Source organism: Alteromonas sp. V450 (assembly GCF_001885075.1).
GTDB lineage: Bacteria > Pseudomonadota > Gammaproteobacteria > Enterobacterales > Alteromonadaceae > Alteromonas.
In genome coordinates, this window is sequence record NZ_MODU01000004.1 from 893,842 (window position 1) to 913,721 (window position 19,880).

Annotated in this window: 19 protein-coding genes; 4 read left to right on the forward strand and 15 right to left on the reverse strand. The window is 43.5% G+C overall.

The window, feature by feature from the left end:
• Positions 1-174: 174 nt before the first annotated feature.
• The 8 genes from BK026_RS03885 to BK026_RS03920 form a co-directional block, all read right to left on the reverse strand.
• On the reverse strand, positions 175-390 hold the full coding sequence (locus tag BK026_RS03885) for a PGPGW domain-containing protein (RefSeq protein ID WP_071814627.1): 216 nt from the start codon (positions 388-390) through the stop codon (positions 175-177).
• Positions 391-654: 264 nt separating this feature from the next.
• Positions 655-1,113 (reverse strand): GNAT family N-acetyltransferase, encoded by a 459-nt coding sequence (locus BK026_RS03890; protein ID WP_071814628.1) that lies wholly within the window; start codon positions 1,111-1,113, stop codon positions 655-657.
• Between the two features lie 9 nt (positions 1,114-1,122).
• Positions 1,123-2,277, reverse strand: coding sequence for a cupin domain-containing protein (locus tag BK026_RS03895; RefSeq protein ID WP_071814629.1), 1,155 nt, complete (start codon positions 2,275-2,277; stop codon positions 1,123-1,125).
• A 100-nt stretch (positions 2,278-2,377) separates the two neighbouring features.
• Positions 2,378-3,055: an adenylate/guanylate cyclase domain-containing protein gene (locus BK026_RS03900; RefSeq protein WP_071814630.1), complete on the reverse strand. Its 678-nt coding sequence runs from the start codon at positions 3,053-3,055 to the stop codon at positions 2,378-2,380.
• Positions 3,056-3,145: 90 nt separating this feature from the next.
• Positions 3,146-4,513 carry an adenylosuccinate lyase gene (purB, locus tag BK026_RS03905; RefSeq protein ID WP_071814631.1) on the reverse strand — a complete coding sequence of 456 codons (1,368 nt, stop codon included), beginning with the start codon at positions 4,511-4,513 and terminating at the stop codon, positions 3,146-3,148.
• A 13-nt stretch (positions 4,514-4,526) separates the two neighbouring features.
• Positions 4,527-5,153: a high frequency lysogenization protein HflD gene (hflD, locus tag BK026_RS03910; RefSeq protein WP_071814632.1), complete on the reverse strand. Its 627-nt coding sequence runs from the start codon at positions 5,151-5,153 to the stop codon at positions 4,527-4,529.
• Complete coding sequence (gene mnmA / locus BK026_RS03915) at positions 5,153-6,262, reverse strand: tRNA 2-thiouridine(34) synthase MnmA (RefSeq protein WP_071817479.1); 1,110 nt, start codon at positions 6,260-6,262, stop codon at positions 5,153-5,155. Before mnmA ends, hflD begins: the two co-directional genes overlap by 1 nt.
• Before the next feature lie 402 nt (positions 6,263-6,664).
• Positions 6,665-7,207 (reverse strand): rRNA large subunit pseudouridine synthase E, encoded by a 543-nt coding sequence (locus BK026_RS03920; protein WP_071817480.1) that lies wholly within the window; start codon positions 7,205-7,207, stop codon positions 6,665-6,667.
• A gap of 512 nt (positions 7,208-7,719) precedes the next feature.
• Here BK026_RS03920 and BK026_RS03925 point away from each other — a divergent pair.
• Positions 7,720-9,939, forward strand: a complete 2,220-nt coding sequence (locus BK026_RS03925; RefSeq protein ID WP_071814633.1) for an NADP-dependent isocitrate dehydrogenase — start codon at positions 7,720-7,722, stop codon at positions 9,937-9,939.
• Positions 9,940-10,340: 401 nt separating this feature from the next.
• Here BK026_RS03925 and cspD read toward each other — a convergent pair whose 3' ends face one another.
• Positions 10,341-10,559 (reverse strand): cold shock domain-containing protein CspD, encoded by a 219-nt coding sequence (gene cspD / locus BK026_RS03930; protein ID WP_071814634.1) that lies wholly within the window; start codon positions 10,557-10,559, stop codon positions 10,341-10,343.
• 209 nt (positions 10,560-10,768) lie between these two features.
• Here cspD and clpS point away from each other — a divergent pair, with 209 nt between their 5' ends.
• Together clpS and clpA are read left to right on the forward strand one after the other, a co-directional pair.
• Positions 10,769-11,089 (forward strand): ATP-dependent Clp protease adapter ClpS, encoded by a 321-nt coding sequence (gene clpS / locus BK026_RS03935; protein ID WP_071814635.1) that lies wholly within the window; start codon positions 10,769-10,771, stop codon positions 11,087-11,089.
• Between the two features lie 24 nt (positions 11,090-11,113).
• Positions 11,114-13,390 (forward strand): ATP-dependent Clp protease ATP-binding subunit ClpA, encoded by a 2,277-nt coding sequence (gene clpA / locus BK026_RS03940; RefSeq protein ID WP_071814636.1) that lies wholly within the window; start codon positions 11,114-11,116, stop codon positions 13,388-13,390.
• A 137-nt stretch (positions 13,391-13,527) separates the two neighbouring features.
• On the opposite strand, the gene infA is transcribed toward clpA, so the two are convergent.
• The 4 genes from infA to trxB form a co-directional block, all read right to left on the reverse strand.
• On the reverse strand, positions 13,528-13,746 hold the full coding sequence (infA, locus tag BK026_RS03945) for a translation initiation factor IF-1 (RefSeq protein WP_014949333.1): 219 nt from the start codon (positions 13,744-13,746) through the stop codon (positions 13,528-13,530).
• 137 nt (positions 13,747-13,883) lie between these two features.
• On the reverse strand, positions 13,884-14,591 hold the full coding sequence (locus BK026_RS03950) for an arginyltransferase (protein WP_071814637.1): 708 nt from the start codon (positions 14,589-14,591) through the stop codon (positions 13,884-13,886).
• Entirely contained in the window at positions 14,588-15,334 is a 747-nt protein-coding gene (aat, locus tag BK026_RS03955; RefSeq protein WP_071814638.1) for a leucyl/phenylalanyl-tRNA--protein transferase, read from the reverse strand. The genes BK026_RS03950 and aat overlap by 4 nt, the downstream gene beginning before the upstream one ends.
• Positions 15,335-15,407: 73 nt before the next feature.
• A complete protein-coding gene (gene trxB, locus BK026_RS03960) occupies positions 15,408-16,373 on the reverse strand; it encodes a thioredoxin-disulfide reductase (protein ID WP_071814639.1) in 966 nt (321 codons plus the stop codon).
• Positions 16,374-16,766: 393 nt separating this feature from the next.
• Between trxB and yfbV the strand changes: the two genes are divergently transcribed.
• Positions 16,767-17,216, forward strand: a complete 450-nt coding sequence (gene yfbV, locus BK026_RS03965) for a terminus macrodomain insulation protein YfbV (protein WP_071814640.1) — start codon at positions 16,767-16,769, stop codon at positions 17,214-17,216.
• 82 nt (positions 17,217-17,298) lie between these two features.
• Here yfbV and BK026_RS03970 read toward each other — a convergent pair whose 3' ends face one another.
• Together BK026_RS03970 and sppA are read right to left on the reverse strand one after the other, a co-directional pair.
• Positions 17,299-17,790 (reverse strand): SprT family zinc-dependent metalloprotease, encoded by a 492-nt coding sequence (locus BK026_RS03970; protein ID WP_071814641.1) that lies wholly within the window; start codon positions 17,788-17,790, stop codon positions 17,299-17,301.
• Positions 17,791-17,830: 40 nt separating this feature from the next.
• The gene (sppA, locus tag BK026_RS03975; protein ID WP_071814642.1) at positions 17,831-19,696 is read right to left on the reverse strand and encodes a signal peptide peptidase SppA; all 1,866 of its coding nucleotides are present in this window, start codon (positions 19,694-19,696) and stop codon (positions 17,831-17,833) included.
• Positions 19,697-19,880 lie beyond the last annotated feature (184 nt).

The following is a 19,880-nucleotide window of genomic DNA, read 5'->3' on the forward strand; positions in this document are numbered from 1 at the left end:
TTCGCACTTAATACGTGTAATTACGTTAACACGCATTGCATGTTTTCGCATTTACTTAAGTTTAAGTGTTAAGTGGTTGCGACAAAATGGACAAAGACACCGAAGTTTGGAAAGAATAAAAAAGGAAAGTGTTATATTACTTACGCCTTACTAATTGTTAACCAGGGAAGTAAGTTAGCGAAGCTTTCTCATCAGCAGAAAACGATCGATTTTACGTGCGCCTAATGACATCGTTTTTTGGCTATATTTAAGCCAGCCACGTGCTCTTGGCCAATCATAACTTAACAGAACAAGGCCAGCCACGACTAAAAGAATAGAGCCCGGAAGCAGGGTTAACGCAATACCGCCCACAAACAATATTGATCCCAGTGTGAGTCTTAAAATACGCATGTGTCTGTACTCGATTTAAGCATGATTAACTTGTAGTGTTGCGCATTAAACGTTTTTTGCCAACGATAAAAATGTAAATGTTTGTTCGTAGTAGTCACGTAGAACGTTTTGAACTTTTCGTTTAATTTTTTGAAATAGCAACTTATATGAAAGCTGACGGATAGCAGACCTAATGTTGCGCTAGCAAGCTCCCTAGTACCGTAAACCCCTTTGGTAATGAAATCTATAATAGAATGGTATTACGTGCGCATGTCACCCAACGTGCTAGTGGAGTTGGGTGACGTCCGGGAGTGGGAAACGTTCGGCAGGACACTTTAATCTTTGTCGTGGTACACCACCATCCATAAAAACCTGGCCATCAGGTATGAAACCAATAGACGTGTGATAAGACACGCTTTCTAGATTGCAGATTACTTTTATAATAGGCACTTTTCTCTGTTTTGCTGCACTTATTAATGCTTCAAATAAAGCGCGGTAAACAGGAAGTGTTCTATGGCAGCGCTTAACCGCAATACGGCCGAGTTCGCCTCGTTGAGTCAAGCGTCCCGTGGCAATGGGCTCGTTATTATCGTTCATAACAAGAACGTGGCACGCCGTGCTGTCGTGCTCGTCAAACTCGCTGGCTTCTGGCACTCGCCACTCTAGAACGAAAACGTGTTCCCTCAGAGATTTAAGTCGATGTTTATCCTTTTCCCATTCGACATTTTGAATTGTAAATGCCATACAAAACTTTTATTCCTCTAACCATTCCCAGTACCCATTATTTAAAAGTGTAGTTAACGTTTCTAGAAATGCAAAGGAGGGCGCTTCTTCGCAACACGTTGCGTTCAAGATTGACCCTTTTCCAAGAACTTCAAACCATTCTCTGTCTTCGTCTTGAAAGTTAAACTGTGAACCGTTAACAAACAATGCTTGGGGGAGGCCGCTTTCCCCGCAACTAATGAGTGGTCTTACGCCTGTGGCAGGGATAAAACTGATGCCTGCAGCAAATTCATTAGCCACTTGCTCTAACGTAATTTCTGGTTCAAGAGGATATTCAGGGATCCCTTGCTCACTCATCGCCTCAAGCAAGGCAAGCGTAAAGTCGTCGCTGTTAACGACATCAATTAACTGTTGCTTTAGTGCGCTGACATCGAGGTGATTAACGTGAGCTGGAAATGCTTGGCTTGCTCGCGAGGGATCGGTATAGCGAACGTTGTTAATGCCACGGTCCAGCATCATGGCTAAACTTTCAGCAAGTTGCAAATTATCTGGGGCTCTGTAACCAACAGAATACGTTAAGCTATCTTCAAGTGTTTGTCCTTCGTGTGGCCAACCTGGCGGCACATAGATCACGTCGCCGGCTTCTACCTCAACATCTATAACGGCTTGAAACCCATCTATTTGCCGCAGCTTCTCATGAGGGAACACTTCGACATACTCTCCCGGCGCACCCACACGCCAGCGTCTCTTGCCTTTACCCTGAATAAGAAATACGTCATATTGGTCGATGTGAGCACCAACGCCGGCCCCACGTACTGCAAAGCTCACCATCAAGTCGTCAAGCCGCCAATTCGGGATAAAATCGAAGGGATAAAGGAGCGGTGCTACATCGGGAACATACTTATCCACACCCTGCACGAGCAAAGTCCAACAGCCTTTGCATGCTTTCTCGAAACGCTTAATAGGCCCCTGAGTAACACTCCAGCGGCCATTAACATTGCTGACAACCCGTGCATCAATATCCTCTTCTTGCGCTAAACCTGCTAAATCATTTTCGTCAATTGGATCTTCAAATTGCGAAAAAAAGTTCTTCAATACAACGGGCTTTTGCTGCCAGTATTCTTTTAAAAAAAGTTCGGCATCGAAGGTTTCGACAACATAGCTAGCAGTGGAATTGTTAGTCATAAATACTCGAGTTTGCAATAAGGCCAAGATTTCGCGGCATTATGGGACAAACGCCAACTTAATTCCACTTATGCGTTAGATTCAAAGCGTCCCATCGGTTTTAATCAATTATCAGGTCGGGGTCAAATTCGTCGCTAATATCGATATAACAGGGTTCGTATACATAAGCGTTAACTTTTTCGGCTTTTGTGGTTAACGACGTTAACGAAAACTGGTCCCTAACTATTGAAGAGAGTGCGTTGAAAGTGCTTTCACAGATTGCTATAGAGTTTGCTTTTGTTGCTTGCTCTAGAAGTGCAGCCCTATTTACACATTCTCCCCAAACATCAAAACCACCATATTTTCTATTTTGAAAACCTGTAGTTACATCACCAAACGATATCCCTATGCGGACTGCACAATTTGCTTGTGCAAGGGCTGAGCTATCTTCAACGATTACTTGTGCTAATTGAGCAAAAGATATTGCGTTTCGTAATGCGTTGCTCAAACAAAAGTCGTGCTTTTTAGTTAACGAACTTTGTTGCCCTACAGGGGGTAAGCTAGTAAGGATGTATTCATCGCCGTTTGTCTTAAAAGGTGATAAACCAAGACTTTCTGCAACACTATCGAATTGTTGAAACAAGCCCTCTATAGTGTCTACACTTTTTGTCCGACCCAAAGATTTAAATAAGGCGCTGAAACCGACTAAGTCTGTGAAGACAATGACTACGTCTTTGACACAGGATTTTAAGATAGGTTGTTTTCGCGTTGTTGCACCCGAAAATAGTGGAATATCCATATGTTACATCTCCTTTAAAACAAAAAAACGCGGTGAGCTCAACATGAAACTCTTTACCGCGTTTTAAAGTTTAATAGGAAATGTCTTTTTTTATAACTGATCTACAAGCCTGATTGCATCACCAATATATGTAGCGGGCGTTAATGCTTTAAGCTCTGCTTTGGCTGCGTCTGGCATGTCTAAGTTATCAATAAACTCAGCTATTACGTCAGCATTCACTTTCTTACCTCGAGTGAGTTCTTTTAACTTCTCGTAAGGCTTTTCAATGCCGTAACGACGCATAACCGTTTGGATTGGCTCTGCTAATAGTTCCCAGTTATTATCTAGTTCGTTAAGCAAGCTTTGCTCGTTAACTTCTAGCTTACTAATACCTTTTAGCGTGGCTTGATAAGCAATAACTGCATAACCCACACCAACGCCAAGGTTACGAAGAACCGTTGAGTCAGTAAGGTCGCGTTGCCAACGAGAAATAGGAAGCTTCGCCGCAAGGTGGTCAAAGATAGCATTGGCTAAACCCAAGTTACCTTCCGAGTTCTCAAAGTCGATAGGGTTAACTTTGTGAGGCATGGTCGATGAGCCGATTTCGCCAGCAACGGTTTTTTGTTTAAAGTGACCAAGGGCAATATAACCCCAAACATCACGATCGAAATCGATTAGAATGGTGTTAAAGCGTGCGATGGCGTCAAACATTTCAGCGATGTAGTCGTGCGGTTCAATCTGCGTGGTGAAGGGGTTCCAAGTTAGACCTAATGAGGTAACAAACTTCTCTGATACGCCGTGCCAATCTACATCTTTGTATGCAGATAAGTGTGCGTTGTAATTACCTACTGCACCATTGATTTTACCAAGTAGCTCGACGCCAGCAATTTGACTACGCTGACGTTTCAAGCGAATAGCCACGTTTGCCATTTCCTTACCCATAGTGGTAGGTGAAGCGGGCTGACCGTGAGTACGTGCCATCATAGGTACGTTCTGGTAACGCTTGGCAAGCTCTACTAGCGCGTCGATCAACTTGTCACAGTAAGGAAGAATAACGGTCTCGCGGGCTTCGCGCAGCATTAAGCCATGAGATAAATTGTTGATGTCTTCAGACGTACAAGCAAAGTGGATAAATTCATTTACCGCAGATAGTTCGCTATTGTCAGCGACTTTCTCTTTTAGAAAGTATTCTACGGCTTTCACGTCGTGGTTAGTTGTACGCTCAATTTCTTTGATGCGCATGGCATCTTCAACACTAAATTCAGCAACTATTTTGTCTAGTAGTGCATTTGACGAATCTGAGAAGGCAGGAACTTCTTCAATTTGCGGGTTGGTAGACAGCATTTGCAGCCAGCGTACTTCTACTTCTACACGGTATTTTAATAAGCCGTACTCACTGAAAATACTGCGTAATTCTACGCTTTTGCCAGCATATCGACCATCGACAGGGGAAATTGCAGTTAACTGACTCAGTTCCACCTTAAGCTCCTCACTAGTTTATTAATCGTAGTGCTTGAACAGCACTGTTAAGAATGTGTTTGCGTTTGAATAATATATTTCTTCGTTTGCCGCCCATCTGACGCCACATAACGGCCGATCTCACCCCTGCAAGCAGCAGCGCGCGCACTTTATGCTGCGTGGCTGGCTGACTTAAATAGTCGGGGTTACCCGCTACCTGAATACGTGGAGCAAGGGGGCTGATTATATCGCTGTAGATACTTGCTAGGGAGGCAACTATTTGTGGGTTCTGGAAATCGATATGTGCAAGCTGGCGTTGAACGTGTGAAATGCGCTCTCCCAATTCCTGCATTGCTTTGGGCTTTCTTGATAATTTTCTCTCAAGGCCCAATATGCTAGCGATGTAGCGGGTTAGCTCTGTGTCTTTAGCTGCCTGTTTATCAGATAGCTGTGCTGCGAGCGTGGTATAACCCGTTTTTAAGTTAGCTAGCTGTCCGAAAACCTGTTGAGGTGTTTCTGGGTCGGTAACCAGTATGCTCGATAAACTCGCTTCAATTGCCTCGTCATCGGCCGAGCCTCTTCTGGCAATCTGTTGAACCAGCGTTGCCGCCTGACATACTCCCGCAAGCGCCAGGTTATTTTCTATATCGGTATCTAACATCAGCGAATGTAACTCTCAATAATACCGCCGCCAAGGCAAACTTCTTCACTATAGAAAACCGCAGATTGGCCCGGTGTTACCGCTTTTTGCGGTTCGTCAAACATCACTTCGATAGTATCGTTTTCAGTTGGCGTGATAGTACAAGGAATATCGGCCTGACGATAGCGAGTCTTAACTACTGCGCGCAGAGGCTCTGTCATTGTTTTTCTATCTACCCAGTGCAATTGCTTGGCTACCAAGCCTTTAGAGTATAGGCGAGGGTGGTCGGCACCTTGACCCACTATAAGCACGTTGCGAGCAACGTCTTTATCTACTACATACCAAGGATCATCGCCGTATTTCGCTAAACCACCGATATGTAGACCTTTGCGCTGGCCCAACGTGTGGTACATCAAACCTTCATGCTGGCCAATTTCTTCGCCCTCAGCGGTTTCAATTACCCCAGGTTGTGCTGGAAGGTAGCGCGCCAAGAAGTCTTTAAATTTGCGCTCACCGATGAAACAAATCCCGGTTGAATCTTTTTTGTCGTGTGTAATGAGACCCTGTTCTTCTGCAATTTTGCGAACCAACGGCTTTTCAATATCTCCCACGGGAAAAAGCGTTTTCGCGACGTGTTCTTCACCTAAGGTGTAAAGAAAGTAGCTCTGGTCTTTGTTGTTATCAAGACCGCGCAGCATTTGCCATTTACCGTCTACTTCTCGGCGGCGAACATAGTGACCGGTAGCAATATAATCGGCGCCGAGGTCTTCTGCTGCAAATTCAAGAAACGCTTTAAATTTAATTTCCTTATTGCACATGATATCTGGGTTCGGCGTTCGGCCCGCTTTGTACTCTTCTAGGAAATACTCAAATACATTATCCCAATACTCGGCTGCAAAATTTATGGTGTGCAATTCAATGCCAAGTTTGTCAGCAACCGCTTGTGCATCTTTTAAATCTTCCGCAGCGGCGCAGTACTCATCGTTATCGTCTTCTTCCCAGTTTTTCATAAAAAGACCTTCAACCTGATAACCCTGCTGTTGGAGTAGGTAGGCTGAAACAGACGAATCGACACCGCCGGACATTCCGACGATCACTTTTTTGCTGGCGTTAAATTCAATATCACTCACTACAGATTGCACACTCATTTGATTAATAAAAAAGAAACCCGACTTGTTAGGTTCGATACCACTTAATAAGTTATTGCATATGCCAAGATGACTAGAAAGCAGTTACTCAATTAGTGGTTTACAACTCATAAATAGTGATTCAACATCAGCTGAGTTAACGCTAACAAGTAGGCCCCATTTCAAGGTCGCGGATTTTACCAGATTCCCAAGGGTAATTCACATTTAATCCTTATCTGTTTAAGTAATTAAATATACACCTATCCGCCGTTGGCTTGGAATCTTCAACATTGCCTACACACAATAAGGCAGAGCAACATTTAGTCACTTAGAAATCCACACTCTCTCGCCGCCAATTACTATGGCCCTGGGAAATAATTTCAAGTGATTATCAACGTATTAGCGTTAGAAAAGTACGTATTTTCCATTATCAATGCCATCAATGGTCCAGCTACCCACGCGGTACCTGATAAGACGGAGGGTAGGGTAGCCGACGTGTGCCGTCATTCGTCGTACTTGTCTGTTTCTGCCTTCTGTAATGGTAATTTCTACCCAACTGGTAGGAATAGATTGTCTAAAGCGTACCGGCGGATTTCGTGGCCACACGCTGGGTTCTTTCATGGCCTTTACTTTTGCGGGGCGGGTTATTCCGTCTTTTAACTCAACGCCATCGCGCAGCGCCTGCATTGCGTTTTCGTCCATAATACCTTCAACTTGCACCCAATAGGTTTTGCTGGTCTTGGCGCTAGGGTTGGCCAGCTTGTGCTGAAGCTTCCCATCATTAGTGAGTACAAGAAGCCCTTCTGAATCTCTGTCTAATCGTCCTGCGGCATAGACACCCGTAATGTCTATATAATCTTTGAGCGTTTCTCGGCCGTCTGCGTCGGTAAATTGAGAAAGAACTTGATAAGGCTTGTTAAAAAGGACCACTTTGGCATTTGATGACATGTATCTTTCGCTTTTTTGCATCCGAAGTTTCGCTGTGATCTTACGACAAATGGTGATAATTCGCATGGCAAATTACTCGTATTTGTTAGTTTAATTAGTGAAGTTTGTCGATAAATTCGGTGATCTCATGTGTTAAGACAATGGTATGACTTGTAACTGAAACTTTCGACCCTATACTATTGGTCGCTCCCATTTTTATAAGAGAGTGCATCTGCATAATTATTAGACAGTTTTGGCAGTGGTAAGCGGTTTCGCTTGAGCACAGCATCTCTGCATTGTGTGTTAATCAGTCATCAACCACGAAAGCATGAGTTGCAAATTGCTAACATAGGAAATTGGATGATATGCAGAGAGGAAAACAGCAAGTGACCTCGTGTTTAATCGAGCATGTGGTGGAAAACATCAAATACGTTTCGCATTGACTGTGGGCGCAACAACGTAGGTTTGCGGGTTAGTGCGACATAATGGACTAAAAAACGACAGCATATCTGTCGAAAAAATTGAGGTATATAATGACCAAGTCTAAGATCATCTATACGAAGACGGATGAGGCGCCAATGCTGGCGACATATTCACTTCTTCCAATTATCCAGAAGTTTGCTGCGGCTGCAGATATCGACGTAGAGCTAAGCGATATCTCACTTGCTGCGCGTGTATTGGCAAATTTCCCTGAGTATCTTTCTGAAGAGCAAAGAGTGCCAGACGCGTTAGCTGAGCTGGGTGAGATGACCCAAGACCCGAATGCTAACATTATCAAGCTTCCAAATATCAGTGCCTCAATTCCACAGCTTCGTGCAACTATCAAAGAATTAAATGCGAAAGGTTTTAACGTACCAGCGTTTCCTGACTCACCTAAAACAGCTGAAGACGAAGAAATTCGCGAGCGTTACGGTAAAGTGCTTGGTAGTGCCGTGAACCCTGTACTGCGTGAGGGTAACTCAGACCGTCGTGCACCAACTGCGGTTAAAAACTATGCCCGTAAGCATCCACACTCAATGGGTGAGTGGTCTCAGGCTTCTCGTTCGCACGTAGCGCACATGCGCGGTGGCGACTTCTACTCTGGCGAGAAATCAGTAACAGTAGAGAAAGACGGCTACGTGAGTATTGAGTTCACCGGCAAAGATGGAAGCAAGAAAACCCTTAAGCCGCGTGTTGATTTACTGGCTGGCGAAGTTATCGACGGCATGTTTATGAGCAAAAAAGCGCTGTGTGAATTCTTCGAAGAGCAAATTGAAGATGCGAAGAACACAGGCATTCTTTTCTCACTACATGTAAAAGCGACCATGATGAAGGTATCTCACCCAATCGTATTCGGTCACTGTGTAAAAGTATTCTATAAAGACCTATTCAACAAATGGGGCGACCTGTTTGAAGAGCTAGGTGTTAACCCTAACAACGGTCTTGGTAGCGTTTACGACAAAATCGCGGGTCTACCTGAAAGCCAACGCTCTGAAATTCAAAAAGATATTAACGCATGTTATGCTGACCGTCCGCCAATTGCGATGGTTAACTCTGACAAAGGTATATCTAACCTTCACGTACCAAGCGACGTAATTGTTGATGCGTCTATGCCGGCAATGATCCGTAACTCGGGTCAAATGTGGGGACCAGATGGAAAGGCGCACGACACTAAAGCGGTTATTCCTGAAAGTACTTATGCAACCATTTACCAAGAAGTGATTAATTTCTGTAAAACGCATGGTGCATTCGACCCGACAACGATGGGTACAGTACCTAACGTTGGTCTAATGGCGCAAAAAGCAGAAGAGTACGGTTCACACGACAAAACGTTTGAATTGGAAGCAGATGGTACAGTGTCAATTGTTGATCAGGACGGTAACGTACTTATTTATCACGATGTTGAAGAAGGTGACATCTGGCGTATGTGTCAGGTGAAAGACGCACCTATTCAAGATTGGGTTAAACTAGCGGTAACGCGGTCACGTCAATCTGGCATGCCTGCGGTATTCTGGTTAGATGACGAACGTGCTCACGATGCGCAACTTATCAAGAAAGTTGAAAAGTACCTGCTAGACCACGATACCAACGGTCTAGACATTCAAATTATGTCACCTGTGCGTGCTATTCGTTATAGCATGGAACGTGCAATTCGCGGTCTGGATACTATTTCAGTAACGGGTAACGTACTTCGTGACTACCTAACGGACTTATTCCCAATTTTAGAGCTTGGTACAAGCGCTAAGATGCTATCAATTGTTCCATTGATGGCTGGTGGCGGTCTTTATGAGACCGGTGCGGGTGGTAGTGCACCTAAGCACGTACAACAGTTTGTTGAAGAAGGTCACTTGCGCTGGGACTCACTGGGTGAATTCCTTGCACTAGCGGTATCGCTAGAAGATGTTGCTATTAAGCACAGCAATACAAAAGCAAAAGTTATTGCTACGGCACTTGATAAAGCGACAGAAAAACTGCTTAACAACGGTAAGTCTCCACTTCGTAAAGCAGGCCAGTTAGATAACCGTGGCAGCCATGTTTACCTAGGCCTTTACTGGGCTGAAGAAGTAGCGAACCAAACGGAAGACGCAGACCTTGCGGCGCAGTTCAAGCCAGTTTATGAAGAGTTATCAGCGAAAGTTGATGATATCTTGGCTGAGATTGATGCTACTCAAGGCAGTGCGCAAGAAATTGGCGGTTACTACTACCCTGATGAAGATAAACTGTTCGCAACAATGTCACCAAGCAAAACGCTAAAAGCAATTTTAAACGCGTGATAGCGAACGTCTTATGAAGGCGCTAGATTGAAAAAGCCCGGCATGTTGCTGGGCTTTTTTATATTCATTTTATTTCGTTACACGACATTACAATTTGCATGAAAAAGCAGGAAAACGGGGCTGCCTGATGTAAGTACGCAGATTGGAAAATAGAAGACGCGAACTGCGTCAGTATGAAAAATGAGTAATATTACGAGCGCGTTTTAGTGATATTTACTCAAGAGAATAACGGTGTGCAATTCACTACACAGAACACTCAACGCAAAGCAATCTCAACGCTAAGTATATTCTGTCATGACAATGCAATGTAGGTTTTGCCACTACAAATGGCATCGCTGCTATTGAGACTTGTTAAAATAAAAAAGAACCCGACAACGATGTCGGGCTCCCAGAATTCTATTTTATCTCTCAGGCTCTTCTTTAAAGCCAATGTTTTCTGCATGAAGACCTTTCGGCCCCTGCTGAACTTCATAGGTTACTTCTTGTCCCGCTTTTAGCGAGCGATAACCTTCCATTTGTATCGTCGAGTAATGTGCGAAAATATCTTCTCCGCCATCCTCAGGAACGATAAACCCAAAACCCTTTGCGTTGTTAAACCATTTAACTTTGCCAATCGCCATACTACGACTTCCTCTTAATCCTTGAACTCACACTAATATGACCCCATTATAGATCCAGGGACACAGTGAAAAGAGTATTGATATTCGCAACACTCAAATGTCACATATAAACTGTAGATTTTTTAACCATATTATGTCAAGGCTAAAAGCGAATAAATTTAGCCAAAAGTTTGTACACAATTCTGTCATTAAGCACCTATTATTAAGTTATGAGTAAAGACAACGCTATTAGTATCGAAAAGGAAAAGTTAAAAGACGCGCAGCGACAGAAACCGCAGCCGCCGCCAATGTATAAAGTGTTGTTGAATAATGACGACTACACCCCAATGGATTTTGTCATAGAGGTACTAGTAAAGTTTTTCAATATGGACGCTGAGAAAGCCAACCAACTTATGCTGACCGTTCATTATGAGGGAAAAGCTGTGTGTGGCATCTATACTGCTGAGATAGCAGAAACCAAAGTGATGCAGGTTAATCAATACGCACGAAAGCATCAGCATCCGCTGATGTGCACGATGGAACAGGCATAAGGTTTTTTGTAGAGGGCGAGCAATATGTTAAATAAAGAATTAGAGCAAACGCTAAATAATGCGTTTGTGTTTGCCAGAGAGCACCGCCATGAATTTATGACGGTAGAGCACTTGCTGTTGGCACTGCTTGACAACTCTGCTGCGCAAGACGCCTTAAACGCGTGTGGTGCTGATATCGAAGCAATTAAAAGTGAGTTGCTTTCTTTTGTCAAAGATACAACGCCACTGATATTGGACGATCAGTTAAACGAGCGTGAAACGCAGCCCACATTGGGCTTTCAACGAGTATTACAGCGCGCCGTTTTCCACGTTCAGTCATCTGGCAAAGATGAAGTAACAGGCGCAAATGTTTTAGTTGCGATATTCAGTGAGCAAGAGTCACAAGCCGTGTACATCCTGAAAAAGTCTGATGTAACGCGCTTGGACGTGGTTAATTTTATTAGCCACGGTGTGAGCAAAGCGGAAGATGACGAACCTGTTAACCCTGAAGTAGGTGAGGAAGCCGGTGACAGTGAGGAGGGCACTTCCGCTCTTAGCAAGTATGCAACAGACTTAAATCGCCACGCTAAAGACGGAAAAATAGATCCGTTAATTGGTAGAGATTCCGAAGTTGAACGTACGGTACAGATTCTATGTCGGCGTCGAAAAAATAACCCACTGTTAGTGGGAGAGGCCGGTGTAGGTAAAACAGCAATAGCGGAAGGTCTTGCTTATCGTATCGTTAATAACGATGTTCCCGATGTTATTGCAGAAAGCACTGTGTATTCACTCGATTTGGGTGGGCTTCTTGCAGGTACTAAATACCGAGGAGATTTCGAAAAGCGCCTTAAAGCGATCTTGAAAGAATTGAGCCGTGATAAGCACGCCATTTTGTTTATTGATGAAATTCACACCATCATTGGCGCTGGCGCTGCATCAGGTGGTGTAATGGATGCATCTAATCTATTAAAACCAAAACTTTCAAGCGGCGAGTTGCGCTGTATCGGTTCTACAACCTATCAGGAATATCAGGGTATTTTTGAAAAAGACCGCGCCTTGGCTCGTCGCTTCCAGAAAGTCGACGTTACAGAGCCTAGCGTGAGCGACACTGCCAAAATTCTCTTAGGTTTAAAAAGTCGCTATGAAGAGCACCACAACGTGCGTTTCACGCAAAAAGCAATTCAAGCAGCAGCTGAATTGTCAGCGAAATACATTAATGAGCGTCATTTGCCGGATAAGGCGATAGACGTGATGGATGAAGCGGGAGCGAGTCAGCGCCTGCTTCCGCCTTCAAAGCGCAAGAAGACAATTAACGTAAGCGACATCGAGCATATAATTGCGAAAATGGCGCGTATACCAGAAAAGTCGGTGTCGGCATCAGATAAAGAGGTACTTAAGAACCTAGGCCGAAACCTTAAGATGGTGGTGTTTGGCCAAGATAAAGCCATTGAGACGCTTAACGATGCAATTTTGTTGTCGCGTTCAGGGCTTGGAGCTGAAGCTAAACCAATAGGCAGCTTCTTATTTGCTGGCCCAACGGGTGTCGGTAAAACCGAAGTTACGCAGCAGCTCGCCAAGATCATGGGCGTTGAACTTGTACGTTTCGATATGTCTGAGTATATGGAGCGTCATGCTGTAAGCCGTCTTATTGGTGCGCCTCCAGGCTATGTGGGTTTCGACCAAGGCGGACTGTTAACTGACGCTGTCATTAAAAACCCTTATTCGGTCGTACTTTTAGATGAGATTGAGAAGGCACATAGCGATATTTACAATATCCTTTTACAGGTTATGGATCACGGCACGTTAACCGACAACAACGGGCGTAAAGTAGATTTCAGAAACGTTGTGTTGGTTATGACAACAAACGCCGGTGTTCAGGAGACGGTTCGTAAGTCAATTGGGTTTAAACAGCAAGATCACAGTCATGACGCGATGTCTGAGATAAACAAAGTGTTTACGCCTGAATTTAGGAACCGTTTGGATGGAATAATTTGGTTTAATCATCTTGACCCTGAAATTATTCTTCAGGTCGTTGATAAGTTTATAATCGAGCTTCAGGCTCAACTTGACGTTAAAGGTGTATCGCTTGAAGTTACCAGTGATGCGAGAGCTTATCTCGCTGAGAAGGGCTATGACAAGGCAATGGGAGCTCGTCCTATGGCACGTTTAATCAAAGACGAGCTTAAAAAGGAACTTGCTAATGAACTGTTATTCGGTGAATTGTCTAAGGGCGGCAACGTTAAAGTTGACTGTGTTGATGATAAGCTTACCTTTGCATATACGGGTGTAGATACAAAGTCAGAAGAGCCAGAAGCAAGTTAATGATGTGCAAAGTATAAATGCGAAAGGGCTAACACAAATGTTAGCCCTTTTTTTTGCGACAGTAAAAACCGGTATTAGATATAAAAAAGCCCGGTGAAACCGGGCTTTAACCAATGCGTTACCGCTTCAATGGCTCATTATCTTGCGCGATAAACGATACGACCTTTTGTCAAATCGTATGGAGTCATCTCAACGGTGACCTTATCGCCAGTAAGTATTCGGATATAGTTCTTACGCATTTTACCAGAGATGTGTGCAGTCACTACGTGACCATTCTCTAGTTCAACACGGAACATAGTATTAGGTAGCGTGTCTAGCACGGTACCTTCCATTTCAATACAATCTTCTTTTGCCATGTAAAGCAGTTACCTCAGTAATTCAAAAATTTTGCCGCGCAGACCTTACCCAATCTTAAGTTCAGTGTAAAGTATTTAATATAAAAACGATGAAATTAGTCGTTTATAGAGGTGGAAAACGTGTAAAGACGCCAATTTTACTTGCTGCTAATGCGATGCCATTGGTTGTTTACAAACTCTTCAAACGGATAAAAATTGTGTTTGTAGGACATTTTGTTGCAACCCTCAACGTAATAGCCCAAATAAAGATAAGGAAACGAATGAACTTGCGCTTCTTGTATTTGCTTAAGGATCATCCATGTACCCAATGAAGCGCTCTCGTAATCAGGGTCGAAAAAGGTGTAAAGCGCGGAAAGTGCGCTAGGCTGTTCTGCGCTATTCAGTACATCAGTTACTGCTACGGCAATAAGCGTATCACCGTCATAAGCTTCAAGAAAGTATGTGTCCATCCATTCACATTGGACAAAATTGTCGAATTGTTCTTGTGAAGGAGGATACATGCTTCCATCAGCATGCCGTTTAGTGATGTAGCGTTCGTATAACCGAAAATATTCTTGCTTGGCGTTGCTTACAAACTTGACGGTGAAATGCTGATTCTTTTTCAAAACGCGCTTTTGACTGCGAGAAGGAGTAAATTCGTTAACTAAAAGGCGAACAGACTGGCACGCTTTACAGGATGGGCAATGTGGCCGATAAATTTGATCACCGCTTCGCCTAAACCCTGCTTGGATAAGTTGCGCATAGCGTTGGGCTTGAAGCGTTTGTGTATCTGCATAAACAAGCAGTTGTTCTTGTTCATCAGCTAGATAGCTACATGAAAATGATTGCGTTATGCCAAACTTCATGGTGTCAACGTCGTTGCTTGCCAACGTCCTACATAATCTGGTGTTAAATTTCCACTACTATCAAGAGTGTGGTTGTTACTTTCGAGTTTTTCAATAAATTTTCGCCGTGTAAGGGTTATAGCCCCCAACGATTCAAGATGCTCGGTTGGCATTTGACAATCGACAAAGGCCATATTGTGAAATCGCATGTGCTCGATGAGATAGTACATGGCAAGCTTCGATGTATTATTGCGTTTGTGGAACATTGACTCGCCGCAAAAAACACGCCCTATACCAACGCCATATAGTCCGCCAACGACCGTTTCACCTTCCCAAACTTCAACAGAATGCGCTAGACCAACAGCATGTAGCTGTTTGTAGGCGTTCACCATATCGCTGGTTATCCACGTTTCGTTTGATACAGCGCCACCGTTTAGCGATTTTCTGGGTATCGACGCACATGCTTCAATTATTTCATCAAAGTTTGTATTCAGTGTAACGCGGTATTTATTCTGCCTCACAAGTTTTCTTAGGCTTGTACTTGCGATGAAACCATCGAGTTCAATTATCGCTCTGGGATCTGGTGACCACCAGAGGAGGGGATCTCCTTCGCTAAACCAAGGAAATATTCCTTTCGAATAAGCGAGTAATAACCGCGAAGGACTCAAATCCGCACCAAACGCAAGTAATCCATTTGGTTCGTCGAGTGCTTGCTCTACAGGAGGGAAAGGCGTGACGCTTTCAAGATATGGTAACGCAATCATATGACAAGTATCCCGATGACAAATGCACAGACCATTGCCGCACATTCGCCATCAGGACCGCTTTTTAACTTAATTAGCCTTGTTCCGGCATTGTACCGTCGAGATATTTCTCTGCGTCCAATGCTGCCATACAGCCAGTACCTGCTGAAGTTATTGCTTGACGATAAATATGGTCGCTAACATCACCAGCAGCGAATACACCTTCAACACTTGTTTGGGTTGCATTGCCGTTAGTACCGCTATTTACAACGATATAGCCGTCTTTCATTGCTAATTGGCCGTCAAAAATGTCCGTATTAGGTTTATGTCCAATCGCAATGAACAGACCCATTACATCAATTTCTTCAGTCGCTTCGCCGCTTGTTTCTTTAATACGGATCTTGGTCACACCCATTTCATCGCCAAGCACTTCGTCAAGTGTTCGGTTCAAGTGCAGTACTACATTTCCGTTTTCAGCTTTATCGCGTAGACGCTTCTCCAAGATTTTTTCGCTTCTAAAGCTGTCGCGTCTATGAATTACATGTACTTCTGAAGCAATGTTCGACAAGTATAGTGCTTCCTCTACTGCCGTATTACCGCCGCCGACTACCGCAACCTTTTGATTTCTGTAAAAGAAGCCATCGCACGTTGCACATGCTGAAACGCCTTTACCCATGAAGGCTTGCTCTGACTCCAAGCCTAGGTATTTCGCAGAAGCGCCTGTTGCAATGATCAAAGCATCACAAGTATACGTTCCGCTATCACCATAAAGTGTGAATGGACGCTTTGAAAAGTCTGTTTTGTTGATGTGATCAAAAATGATTTCAGTATCAAATTTTTCCGCATGCTTTTGCATACGCACCATTAAATCAGGACCGGTTAACCCCTCTGGGTCGCCAGGCCAATTTTCTACTTCTGTCGTGGTAGTTAGCTGTCCGCCTTGTTGAATACCCGTTAATAATACAGGATTCAAATTAGCGCGCGCCGCATAAACGGCTGCTGAATAACCTGCAGGGCCTGAACCTAAAATAAGTAGACGGACATGTCTGCTTTCTGCCATTTTCCTCTCCAAATATTTCACCCGTACTGGGTTAATGATACTGATTTTCTTAAAAGCCTAGGTGAGGGCGTAATTGATAATATCAAGCACCTTACCGCTTTCGTTTTGTTGTTATAATTTTGAATGCGTCTGCAATTCGCCCAAGAATGAACGTAGCAACCTACTTTTTCGTGAACGACATGATGCCTTTGCAGAGGAAAAAAGTCACTTAAAGAACGCGCTTTCTTATACTTTATGGTTCTTTTTAACTACTAAAACGCACGCTACTCGTAATTATCGTGGTATTAGTCGAAAAGCCTATTACAATTTAATTAAGCTTTTCGGATAATTTCGGCGTAATAATCGAGATACACAACGTCTGGTGGTTTGTGACGTAATTATAGAGGTAGGCAAATGGCTCAATCTGTTATGGCAATGTTGAAAGATGGTCAACAGTATTTAAAAACGTGGCCGGTTAGAAAAGAGCTATACGCTTACTTTCCTGAGTGCCGTGTTGTTTCGGCCACAAAGTTTGCTATAAAAACCATGCCCCCAGTGGCCATTGCATCGTGCATTCTGCTTCTTCAAAATCTCGGAACGAGCTATTTACCTCAAACATTAGCAATGGGCGCATTTTTCTTAAGTATTCCAATACAAGGGCTCTTGTGGCTTGGGCATAGGTCAGAACAACCGCTTCCTCCCCAACTGAAAAGCTGGTACCAAGATATCCATGCCAAAATGCGTGATCACGGGTGTAATTTAGCTTCAGCAAAAGCAAAACCAAGATACCGGGAACTGGCGCAACTGCTAAAAACAGCATTTAATGACTTAGATAACGCGCTAACCAAGCATTGGTTCAACTAGGGGCACAATGTTTAAGATATTTAGATTGTTTACATTTATGTTGTCTAAATAGCATGTTCGCACTGGCTTCACCGCAGCTTGTTCAGCATTTTCGCAAAATACTCTTGCATGAACGACAGTAGTAGCTGGCGCCTTTAACAATTCTGTTGTGCCGTCTGGTAGTAAGATTGAATTGATTGCAGTCACATTGATACAAAAACGTCTTTGTACTGGTAGAGGTTGTAAAGCCGTGAGTTACACTGGGCACACAATCAAATACGTTTGTCATAATTGACTGCCACTCTTTCCCATGAGGCTTCACTTTTCCATACAACTGCCAGACGACTAGGTGACTCACTTCGTGTGGTACTACGTCGCTAAGAAATTGTGTTTCGTTATCTCTGTAGAGCAAAGGATGAAAGTTAATACGGTTTTGTTGAAGAAAGGCCGTTCCAGCGTTTCTCCCGGATCGTCTAAAAGTCAAAGAGGGTCGAGCGAAGGTCTTATTTAAAATAAGTTCTGCACGCTCGTAACAATTAAAAACAGCGTCGGTGATTAATCGACGCTGTTCGGTGTTTAAATCAGCTGTAGAAATAACGCAGCCTCATCTTTTACATTGGTATCCTATTGTTAGCTTACTCAACCGTACACGGTAGGCAAAGGACGTAGGTTCCTTTAGGGTCGTTGAGCTCGTTAACGAGGTTGAATTCACTCAGTACGCGCTTGAATTCGTTGATAAGGGCAGAATCAGTGTTGCCAAACTGCCATTTACCCACCACAGTCATTGCCTGACCAAAGAACTCCTTCCAAAAGATTTCTTGAGCAGAAAGGCTGCGTTTAACATAGTGCGTGTCAAACTCTTCAAGTTCGGCCATTTCAGCAGCAGCTGCTATGGCATCATCAATAGTACCAAGTTCATCCACCAGGCCAAGTTCTAGTGCATCAGAACCAATCCATACACGACCTTGCGCAATTTTATCAACATCTTCAACACTCATGTTTCGAGCACTAGCTACCAATGATAGGAAGTTACCATACGTGTTCTCAACGTTACGTTGTAATATCTGCGCAAATTGCGGTGCAAGAGGGCGTACAGGCGAAAATCCAGCTAATTCAGTTGAACCCACGCCGTCACTATGAATACCCACATAATCTAGTGAGTCTTGATAAGTCATAAACATACCGAACACGCCTATTGAACCGGTGATGGTACTCGGGCTCGCAATTATCTTATCAGTGCTAGCAGCAATCCAGTAACCGCCAGAAGCAGCGTAAGTGCTCATTGATGCAATAACTGGCTTTCCGGCTAACTGTAGCTGAAGTACCTCTTGTCTGATGATCTCCGACGCAAATGCACTGCCTCCTGGAGAATCGATTTGAAGCACCACCGCTTTAACATTTTCGTCCTGTCGTGCTTTTCGCAACAAACGTGCTGTACTGTCGCCGCCAATGGTACCGGCTTTTTGGTTACCATCAAGAATAGTGCCTTTGGCTACGACAATTGCAACTTTGTCGATGTCTTTTTCGACAACTGGCATAGGCGGGTTGATTACTTTGAGGTACGTATTGTAGGCAGTAGCGTTTATACCAAGCTCTTCATCATCAGTGCCGACGAGCTCAATTAATTCACTTCTTATTTCTTCACGCGTTTTTAGTGCGTCAACCCAGTTATTTTCAAGCGCGTATTGCGCGAAGTCGCCACCGGCAGCTTCAAATTTAGCCAAAAGCCCGTCTAGGGTTTCGTCAAAGTTGGTAACGTCGAGACCGCGAGCTGCAGCAACATCTTCTTTGTACTGTGACCAATATCCGTCTAACCACAGCTTATTTGCCTCTTTCGCTTCTTCAGACATGTCGTTGCGCATGAATGGTTCAACAGCAGACTTAAATGTGCCTACACGGAATATATGAGTAGTCACCTTCAGCTTTTCTAAAACATCTTTGAAATACATACCGAAGCTGCCATAACCTTCGAACATCAAACTACCCATAGGGTTCAGGTAAACATGGTCGGCGTGAGCAGCAAGATAATATTGCGCTTGCGAGTAGTAATCGCCAATAGCGTAAACGGGTTTCTCAGAGGTTTTAAATTCATCAATAGCGTTGGCAATAATGCGTAGCTTGTCTAAGCCGCCACCAGAGAAATTTTTGAGATCTAAGACTAACGCTTTAATTCGGCGGTCTTTTTGTGCGTTTTCGAGTACTTTAACAACTTCTCGAACGAGCAATTCAGGGTTTTCAGGCTGATTACCTAATGACTCTTGTAAGAACTGTTCAAATGGGTCAACGCTTTCTTTTTCAATGACAAGCCTTCCCTTCAAAGATAAGAACAGTGCACTGTCTTTTTTTACTGTTAATTTTTCATCGCCTGACCCTGCCACTGCGATAATTAATCCAACGCAAATAACAAGAAAAATAAGATTAAAAAATAGTTTGCGGCTGAAGTTCAATACTGTCCACAAGCCAATAAATAAGGATTTAGTCCAACTTCCTTTGGCTGCCATAAATTACTACCTTTGTTAGTGGTCCAAAAATGGATCGTTCGATTCGTAGAATAATAATGACATTATGTTACTTAAATCTTCTAAAATCGCGAATTTATTTGTAAGCGTTTGTTATTAAATTACACTGACGAATGCGCTTTATCGTTTTTGAAAGTCTATATGACTAACATTTTCCTAAAAATGA